5 protein-coding genes are annotated in these 6565 nt (G+C 72.3%); 4 read left to right on the top strand and 1 reads right to left on the bottom strand.

Annotated features, from left to right (window positions below; translation table 11 throughout):
- The first annotated feature begins 160 nt into the window (after positions 1-160).
- Genes ACH4F6_RS10355 through ACH4F6_RS10345 form a run of 3 tightly spaced genes read left to right on the top strand, consistent with a single transcriptional unit; the run spans position 161 to position 3557 of the window.
- Positions 161-1159, top strand: coding sequence for a carbohydrate ABC transporter permease (locus tag ACH4F6_RS10355; RefSeq protein WP_397959504.1), 999 nt, complete (start codon positions 161-163; stop codon positions 1157-1159).
- A complete protein-coding gene (locus tag ACH4F6_RS10350) occupies positions 1156-2034 on the top strand; it encodes a carbohydrate ABC transporter permease (protein ID WP_397959503.1) in 879 nt (292 codons plus the stop codon). Before ACH4F6_RS10355 ends, ACH4F6_RS10350 begins: the two co-directional genes overlap by 4 nt.
- 8 nt (positions 2035-2042) lie before the next feature.
- Positions 2043-3557 (top strand): glycoside hydrolase family 3 protein, encoded by a 1515-nt coding sequence (locus ACH4F6_RS10345; protein WP_397959501.1) that lies wholly within the window; start codon positions 2043-2045, stop codon positions 3555-3557.
- A gap of 72 nt (positions 3558-3629) precedes the next feature.
- On the opposite strand, the gene nagB is transcribed toward ACH4F6_RS10345, so the two are convergent.
- Entirely contained in the window at positions 3630-4415 is a 786-nt protein-coding gene (gene nagB / locus ACH4F6_RS10340; protein ID WP_397959500.1) for a glucosamine-6-phosphate deaminase, read from the bottom strand.
- Positions 4416-5016: 601 nt separating this feature from the next.
- On the opposite strand from nagB, the gene ACH4F6_RS10335 reads away from it, so the two are divergent.
- The gene (locus tag ACH4F6_RS10335; RefSeq protein ID WP_397959499.1) at positions 5017-6492 is read left to right on the top strand and encodes a sensor histidine kinase; all 1476 of its coding nucleotides are present in this window, start codon (positions 5017-5019) and stop codon (positions 6490-6492) included.
- Positions 6493-6565: the final 73 nt, after the last annotated feature.

The raw sequence follows: 6565 nt of genomic DNA, 5'->3' as shown, positions 1-6565 counted from the left end.
CGGCCCTGGCCCCGCGCCTCGTGGGGGGTGGTCCCCGCGCCTCGGCCGGCGCCCCCCTCAACCCAAATCAAAAACACCCCCCGGCCCGGGCGGGGGGGCCCCGGCCCGGGGGGGGCCCCCGCCTCCCGTACGACCCGAGGGACCGCTGAGGAGCGCGCGGATGAGTGCCGCAGACACGACCACCCCTGCCAAGGTGCCGCCGGCGCGGCCGTCACCGCCCCCGGGCACGGCAGCGAAAGCCCCGCGGGGACCACGCCGAGGACGCTCCGCGGGCGGCGCCCCGGTCCCCTGGCTGCTCCTCGCGCCCTGTCTGCTGGTCCTCGCCTCGGTGATGGGCTATCCGCTGGTCCGCCTGGTCACCCTCTCCTTCCAGAAGTTCGGGCAGTCCCAGCTGTGGGGCTTCCAGCCGGCCGAGTCGGTCGGGTTCGACAACTTCACCGAGGTGCTGGGCGACGGGGAGTTCTGGACGGTCGTCGTGCGCACGGTCGTCTTCGCGGCCGGCTGCGTGATCTTCACGATGGTGATCGGCATGCTGATCGCGCTGCTGCTCCAGCGGGTCTCCGGCTGGGTGAGGACGCTGATCAACATCGCCCTGGTGGCCAGCTGGGGCATGCCCGTCATCGTCGCCACCACGGTCTTCAAGTGGCTGTTCGACGCCGACTACGGCATCCTCAACGCGGTCCTGAGCAGGCTGCCGGGCGTCGAGCTGATCGGCCACAACTGGTTCGCGAGCGGACCGCAGGGCCTCGCGGTGATCATGCTCCTGGTCGTCTGGGGAGCCGTCCCCTTCGTCGTGATCACCCTGAGCGCCGGCCTCACCCAGGTCCCCAAGGAGCTGGAGGAGGCGGCACGGCTCGACGGCGCCGGCGCCTGGGGCGTCTTCCGGTACGTCACCCTGCCCATCCTCAAGCCGATCATCGTGATGCTCACGACCCTGTCGGTCATCTGGGACATGGGCGTCTTCCCGCAGGTCTTCGTGATGCGCAACGGCCACCCGGAGGCCGAGTTCCAGATCCTGACGACGTACTCCTACGACCGCGCCTTCGTCGTCAACGACTACGGCCAGGGCTCGGCGATCGCCCTGATCACCGTGCTGCTCCTGCTCGGCGTGGTCGCCGTCTACATGCGCCAGATGCTGAAGATCGGAGAGGTCGAATGAGCGCCGTCACCACCGCGGGGAGCGGCACCGGGACCGCCTCGGGAAGCCCTTCCGGACGCCGGCGGGCCAAGGCCGGCTGGAACCTCCTCGGCCTCCTCGTCTTCGTCACCGCCGGCTTCCCCGTGTACTGGATGCTCAACACGGCGTTCAAGCCGGCCAAGGACGCCATCGACCCGGACCCGAGCCTGCTGCCCACGGGGCTGACCCTGTCCAACTTCAGCCGGGCGCTGGACATCGCCGACTTCTGGGGCCCGGTCGGCCGCAGCCTGGTCGTCTCCCTCGCGGTCGTCGCGATCGGCATCGTCGTCGGCATGCTGGCCGCCCTCGCCATCTCCCGGTTCGCCTTCCGCGGCCGCAAGATCGTGATCGTCGGCATCCTGGCCGTCCAGATGGTCCCGCTGGTCGCCATGATCATCCCGGTCTTCCTGCTCCTGAACGACCTGGGCCAGTACGACCGGCTGACCGGCCTGATCCTCACCTACCTGACCTTCATCCTGCCCTTCACGGTGTGGACGCTGCGCGGCTTCATCGTCAACATCCCGAAGGAGCTGGAGGAGGCCGCGATGGTCGACGGCTGCTCCCGCACCGGCGCCTTCCTGCGCGTCGTCTTCCCGCTGCTCGCCCCGGGCATGGTCGCCACCTCGGTCTACGGCTTCATCCAGGCCTGGAACGAGTACCTCTACGCCCTGATGCTCCTCAGCCAGAAGAACCAGACCGCGACCGTCTGGCTGAGCAACTTCTCCACCAAGCACGGCACCGAGTACGCCCCCATGATGGCCGGCGCCACCATGATGGCCGTACCGATCGTCGTCCTGTTCCTCCTCGTCCAGCGCAAGATGGCCGCGGGTCTGACCGCGGGCGCCGTGAAGGGATAACGCCCCCGATGACGACACTCGCCAGCGGCACCACTGCATCCAACGCGGAAGAAGATGGTCTGACGCGCGACGCCCTGACGGTCCTCCAGCCCGGTTTCCCCGGCACCACCGCCCCCGACTGGCTGCTGCGCCGGCTCGGCGAAGGCCTCGCCTCGGTCGGCCTGTTCGGTCGGAACATCGCCTCCCCCGAGCAACTCGCCGCGCTGACCGCACAGTTGCGCGCCGAACGCGACGACGTCCTCGTCGCCATCGACGAGGAGGGCGGCGACGTCACCCGCCTGGAGGTGCGGACCGGCTCCAGCTTCCCCGGCAACCACGCGCTGGGCGCGGTGGACGACGTGGAGCTGACCAGGGAGGTCGCCCACGAACTCGGCCGCCGCCTCGCCGCCTGCGGGGTGAACTTCAACTGGGCCCCCTCGGCGGACGTGAACTCCAACCCGGCGAACCCGGTGATCGGCGTGCGCTCCTTCGGCGCCGGTCCCGACCTGGTCGCCCGGCACACCGCCGCCTACGTCACCGGCCTGCAGGCGGCGGGCGTCGCCGCCTGCACCAAGCACTTCCCCGGCCACGGCGACACGGCCGTCGACTCCCACCTCGCCCTGCCCCGCATCGACGCGGACCCCGCGGTGCTCACCGAGCGCGAGCTGGCGCCCTTCCGCGCCGCGATCGCCGCCGGCACCCGCGCGGTCATGAGCGCCCACATCCTCGTCCCCGCCCTGGACCCGCACCACCCGGCAACGTTGTCCCGGCCGATCCTGACCGACCTCCTGCGCGGGGACCTCGGCTACGACGGCCTGATCGTCACCGACGGCATGGAGATGCAGGCCGTCGCCGCGACCTACGGCATCGAGCGGGGCAGCGTCCTCGCGATCGCGGCGGGCGCCGACGCGATCTGCGTGGGCGGCGGCCTCAACGACGACGAGACGGTGCGCCGGCTGCGCGACGCCCTCGTCGCGGCCGTCCGCGCGGGCGAGCTGCCCGAGGAACGCCTGGCGGACGCGGCCCGGCGGGTACGGGCACTGGCCCGCTGGTCGGCGTCGGCCGCGCCGTCCGCCGCGGCGGACGCTCCGCGCGCCGACGTCGGGCTCCTCGCCGCCCGCCGCGCCCTGCGCCTCACCGGCGCGGACCGCTTCACCCCGCTCACCGACGCCCCGTACGTCGCCGCCTTCACGCCGGTCGCCAACATCGCCGTCGGCGACGAGACCCCGTGGGGGGTGGCCGCGGACCTCGCCCGGCTCCTGCCCGGCACCGAGACGGGGAGCTTCGCGGGCGAGGAGGCGGCACACGCGGCGCTGGTCGCGGCGGGGGAGCGGCGGATCGTCGCCGTGGTCCGCGACGAACACCGCCACCCCTGGATGACGACGGCCCTGGACGCCCTCCTCGCGGCCCGCCCCGACACGCTCGTGGTCGAGATGGGCGTCCCGCAGGCCCCGCCCCGGGGCGCCCTCCACCTCGCCACCCACGGCGCGGCCCGCGTCTGCGGCCGGGCGGCCGCGGAGGTCATCGCGGGCGTCGCCCCGTAGCCCCACGACGCTGAAGGCGCCGGATCCCCTCGGGGATCCGGCGCCTTCGCGCGTCCACGGCCGGCAGGGGCCTCAGATCCCCTGCCAGCGCGGCTTGTCGGCGTAGGTGTGCCGGAAGTAGTCCGCGAGCTTCAGCTTGGACGCGGCGGCCTCGTCGACGACGACCGTCGCGTGCGGGTGCAGCTGGAGCGCGGAGGCGGGGCACACCGCCGCCACCGGTCCCTCGACGGTCGCCGCGACCGCGTCCGCCTTGCCCTCGCCGGTGGCGAGGAGCACCAGGTGCCGCGCCTCCAGGATGGTGCCGATGCCCTGCGTGAGGACGTGGTGCGGGACCTGTTCGACGTCACCGCCGAAGAAGCGCGCGTTGTCGATGCGGGTCTGCTCGGTCAGCGTCTTGATCCGGGTCCGCGAGGCCAGCGAGGAGCACGGTTCGTTGAACCCGATGTGGCCGTCGGTGCCGATCCCGAGCAGCTGCAGGTCCACCCCGCCGGCCTCGGCCAGCGCCCGGTCGTACGCCTCGCACGCCGCCGGCACGTCCTCGGCCGTGCCGTCCGGGCCGAGGAACGCGTCCATCCCGATGCCGAGCGGCTCCAGCACCTCCCGGCGCAGCACCGAACGGTAGGACTCCGGGTGCTCGGCGGGCAGCCCCACGTACTCGTCGAGCTGGGCGATCCGGGCCCGGGAGGTGTCCACGGCACCGGAGCGCACCTTGGCGGCCAGGGCCTGGTAGACGGGCAGCGGGGTGGAACCGGTGGCCACCCCGAGCAGGGCGTCGGGCTTGCGCCGCAGGAGCTGGGCCAGGGCCTCGGCGATCAGCTCGCCGCCCGACCCGGCGTCCGGAACGATGACAACTTCCACGCTGGCCTGCCGTTCTGAGGAGGGAAGAGGGGAGGGAGGGGAAGGGAGGGGAAGGGAGGGAAGGGACTCCGGAATCCATGTGGTTTAGACCAATCTAACAGAGCCGGGCGGCTCCGGCCGGGTCTCACCGCCGGGAATTCCGGTTCCCGCGGCCCGCCTTTCCCCCGGGGGGCCGGAGCGTGCCCGAAATTCCCCGGCCATCTGGTCCCGCGCGGGAACCCGCACAGGCTAGGCTGCGTTGTGGGTACCAGGACGTCCCACGAACCGGTCCGGGCGTCGTCCCGCCGGACCGTGAACCGACGGCAACAGACAACCTCCGACGCATGGACACACGCGAGTGGTCTAGTCCACAATCGCGGTAAAGCCGTGCGGAGGAGCACCACCGCACTTCCGTCTTCCCCGTACAGGAAGGCGGACCGAGGGTCCGGAGCTCTCTGCCCTGACTGCCCCGGCTCCTCACCTTTCGGCCGACCGGGACCGCACACCCCACGGCCGAGATTGCTCCGGGCTGCGGTGCCGGGAGGGTTGAGGGTCCCTCTCAGGCGCCGCGGCCCGCGGGTGTTTTTCGGACGGGTGCGCGGGCCCGGGTACGCTCGCAGACGTGCCCTCCATGAACGAACTCGTACGCCAGCACACCGCCCTCGGCGACTCCGACCTCGAGTGGCTCCACCTGCTGGTCTCGGAGTGGCAGCTGCTCTCCGACCTCTCCTTCGCCGACCTGGTCCTGTGGGTCCCCACCCGCGACGGCACCCGCTATGTCTCCGTCGCCCAGATGCGGCCCAACACCGGCCCCACCTCCTACCAGGACGACATGGTCGGCCACCTCGTCCCGCGCGGCCGCCGTCCCCTGCTGGACGCCGCCCTCGACGAGGGCCGGATCGTGCGCGAGGGCGACCCGGAGTGGCGTGAAGAGGTTCCCGTCCGCGTCGAGTCGATCCCGGTGCGCCGCGAGGGCCGCGTCCTCGGCGTCATCGCCCGCAACACCAACCTGCTCACCGTGCGCACCCCGAGCCGGCTGGAGCTGACCTACCTCCAGAGCGCCTCCGACCTCGCGCAGATGATCGCGGCCGGTTCCTTCCCGTTCCCCGACCAGCAGATGGACATGGACGCGGCCCCCCGCGTCGGCGACGGCCTGATCCGCCTCGACGCGGACGGCATCGTCCAGTACGCCTCCCCGAACGGGCTGTCCGCCTACCACCGCATGGGCCTCGCCTCCGACCTGGTCGGCCAGCACCTCGGGCAGATCACCGCCGAACTGGCCCCGACCCGCGGCCCGGTGGACGAGGCGCTCGCCAAGGTGGCCAGCGGCTGGGCGCCGCGTGAGTTCGAGGTCGAGGCCAACGACGGCGTCATCCAGTTCCGCGCCATCCCGCTCAAGCCCAAGGGCACCCGCATCGGTTCGCTCGTCCTGCTCCGGGACGTCACCGAACTGCGTCGCCGGGAGCGGGAGTTGATCACCAAGGACGCGACCATCCGGGAGATCCACCACCGGGTGAAGAACAACCTGCAGACCGTGGCCGCCCTGCTCCGCCTCCAGGCCCGCCGCATCGAGTCCGAGCGCGGCCGGGAGGCCCTGGAGGAGGCGGTCCGCCGCGTCGGCTCGATCGCCATCGTCCATGAGACGTTGTCCCAGAACCTGGACGAGCGCGTGGAGTTCGACGAGATAGCCGACCGGGTCCTCGCGATGGTCGCGGAGATCTCCCCGGGCAAGGTGACCGGCCGGCGCACCGGGCGCTTCGGCATCCTGGACGCCGAGGTCGCCACCCCGCTGTCCATGGTGCTCACCGAGGTCCTCCAGAACGCCCTGGAGCACGGCTTCCGCGAAGGCGACACCGGCACGGTCGAGGTCTCCGCCGTCCGGGGCGGCACCACGAAGGAGGCCCGCCTCCTGGTCACCGTCCAGGACGACGGCGTCGGCCTGCCCGCCGGCTTCGACCCGCACACCTCCGGCAACCTCGGCCTGCAGATCGTACGGACGCTGGTGGAAGGGGAGTTGGGCGGCACCTTCGACATGGTCCCGGCGCCGGAGCGGGGCACGCAGGTCATCCTGGACATCCCGGTGCAGGCGCAGAAGTAGCCCGCGCGGGCGGGCCGCCGGCCGTCGGCGGCCCGCCCGCGCACAGCAAGAAGCCCCGGACCGTTCAGGGGTC

The sequence above is a fragment of the Streptomyces sp. NPDC017936 genome (assembly GCF_044328485.1).
GTDB lineage: Bacteria > Actinomycetota > Actinomycetes > Streptomycetales > Streptomycetaceae > Streptomyces.
This window is presented reverse-complemented; position numbering and strand designations above follow the sequence as displayed.